Genomic DNA, 2,224 nt, shown 5'->3' with positions numbered 1-2,224 from the left:
CTCGCCGACTGCTTCGGCCTGCGCCTGCTCAACCGCCGCGGCTGCTTCCCCAAGTTTGACCTGTTTATCGAGCAGACCAAGGACATCTGGAAGGACATGCTCGATATCCGCAAGCGCTTCGAGCCGCGCGCCGAGGAGCTCGCCAAGAAGTACGCCCTGGCCCCCTACACCATGTTCATCGGCTCCGGCGCCCTGTGGGGCGAGACGATCCTGTTCTCGATGTGCATCCTCGAGGAGATGCAGTGGAAGCGCACCCGCTACATCACCTCGGCCGACTTCTTCCACGGCACCCTCGAGCTCGTGGAGCCCGGCGTCCCCGTGTTCCTGTTCATGGGCGAGGACGAGAACCGCAAGCTCGACGAGCGCGTCCGCGCGTTCCTGACCCGCGGCGTGACCGGCGACACCGACGTCAACATCATCGACACCGCCGAGTTCGCGATCCCCGGCCTTGACGACGAGTTCCGCGTCATCGTCTCCCCGTGGATTCTGACGGTGCTCGTGACCGACCGCCTGGCTCGCTACTACGAGACGGTCACCAAGCACAACCTCAAGTATCGTCGCTACTATCACCAGTTCGACTACTAAAGAAAACGGGTGCGGGAACGTGCCGGGCTATTGAGAGGAACACAGAATGAGACAGTACATCATCGCCAGCCATGCGCACTTCGCTACCGGCATCAAGGAGAGCGTCGAGCTGCTCTCGGGCGCTCGCGACAACGTCCACGATCTTTCGATGTTCGTCGATGGCCGCATGGACGTGGCCGAGGAGGCCCAAAAACTGCTGGCAGGCATGTCTGCCGACGATGATGTCGTTGTCTGCACCGACCTCTTTGGCGGCAGCGTCAACAACGAGTTCACCAAGATCGTCCAGACGCGTCCCCGCACGTACCTCGTTACCAACATGAACCTTCCTCTCCTCATCCAGTTGCTGTTTTCTGACGAGTCGGCGCCGGTTGAGGAGACGATTCGCGCCATCGTCGCTGCGGACGATACGCGCGTGAAGTTTGTCAACGATCTTTTGGTCGATGACGACGAGGAAGAAGAGTTCTAATCCGCAGCACCTACTGACACGCCGTAAGACGGCACAAGACCTTTGGGGGGTCACATTATGATTCAGCTACTTCGCGTTGACCATCGCCTGCTTCATGGCCAGGTCGCAGTTTCCTGGGTTCAGGGCCTTGGCTCCAACTGCATCTTCTGCGTGGGCGATAAGGTCGCTAACGACCCGGTGTGGAAGACGACGCTCAAGATGGGCAAGCCTGCCGGCTGCAAGCTCGTCATCAAAGATATGGAGCATGCAATCGAAGCTATCAACTCGGGCGTGACCGACAAGTACAAGATGATCATCTGTGTCGCCACTATTGCTGAGGCAAAGCAGCTCGTTGAGGGCTGCCCGCAGATCAAGTCGGTCAACCTGGGCAACACCAAGCCCAAGGACGAGAAGCGTCCCGATGCGCGTCAGGTCTCTCGTCAGATCTTCCTGACCGCGGCCGAGGAAGCCGATGTGCGCGAGATGCTGGATCGTGGCGTTGAGGTCGAGATTCGACCCCTGGCCGATGACCCCAAGGTTGACTGCGCCAGCGTGCTCTAGGCGTTCAATTTCGAAGAGTCTGAGCTCTTCGTAGTTTCCTATTAGGAAAGGGGGATATATGCTTACCCAAGCAATCCTCATCGGACTTATCGCCGCATTTGGTAAGTTCGACTTCCAGCTCGGTACGCTCTATGCGTTCCGCCCCATCGTCCTGTGCCCGCTCGTGGGCCTGGTGCTGGGGGACCTGCAGTCCGGCCTCGCGATCGGCGCCAGCCTGGAGCTGCTGTTCATGGGCTCGATCTCCATCGGCGCCTACGTGCCGCCTGATGAGACGATCGGCGGCGTGCTCGCCTGCGCCTTCGCTATCCAGCTGGGCCAGAGCACCGAGGCAGCCATCGCGCTTGCCATGCCCATCGCCACGCTGTGCCTTGCCATCAAGAACATCCTCAACGCCGCCCTGCCGATCCTGGTTGACCGCGCTGATGTCTTCTCCGGCCAGGGCAACCTTAAGGGTGTCTATGCGATGCACTTCCTGATCGGTTTGACCGGTATCATCATGGCGTTCCTGCTGTGCTCGCTGTCGTTCTATCTGGGTGCTGACGCCATCCAGGGCATGCTCGACTTCATCCCGCCCTTTGTCCTTGCTGGCTTTGGCGTTGCCGCCAACATCCTGCCGGCCATGGGCTTCGCCAT

At 60.0% G+C, this 2,224-nt stretch carries 4 protein-coding genes; all 4 read left to right on the top strand.

All coding sequences use genetic code 11. The features are described 5' to 3' along the window. Positions 1 to 585: SIS domain-containing protein (locus DW211_RS10335; RefSeq protein ID WP_369832409.1), on the top strand; the 585-nt coding region annotated here is incomplete at its 5' end. Positions 586 to 631: 46 nt separating this feature from the next. After that, on the top strand, positions 632 to 1,051 hold the full coding sequence (locus tag DW211_RS08900) for a PTS sugar transporter subunit IIA (RefSeq protein WP_035137739.1): 420 nt from the start codon (positions 632 to 634) through the stop codon (positions 1,049 to 1,051). 57 nt (positions 1,052 to 1,108) lie between these two features. Further along, on the top strand, positions 1,109 to 1,591 hold the full coding sequence (locus DW211_RS08895; RefSeq protein WP_099432286.1) for a PTS sugar transporter subunit IIB: 483 nt from the start codon (positions 1,109 to 1,111) through the stop codon (positions 1,589 to 1,591). 58 nt (positions 1,592 to 1,649) lie between these two features. Then, positions 1,650 to 2,224, top strand: a 575-nt coding sequence (locus DW211_RS08890; RefSeq protein WP_147349536.1) for a PTS sugar transporter subunit IIC, incomplete at its 3' end; no start/stop codon positions are given.

Source organism: Collinsella sp. AM18-10, from assembly GCF_003471585.1.
GTDB lineage: Bacteria > Actinomycetota > Coriobacteriia > Coriobacteriales > Coriobacteriaceae > Collinsella.
Note: the sequence above shows the minus strand (reverse complement) of the source record. Positions and strands in the feature narration are given on the sequence as shown.

Excerpts from the sequence above, each read along its gene's own strand:
- DW211_RS08900 (WP_035137739.1), top strand. The coding sequence starts at position 632 with ATGAGACAGTACATCATCGCCAGCCATGCGCACTTCGCTACCGGCATC.
- DW211_RS08895 (WP_099432286.1), top strand. The coding sequence starts at position 1,109 with ATGATTCAGCTACTTCGCGTTGACCATCGCCTGCTTCATGGCCAGGTC.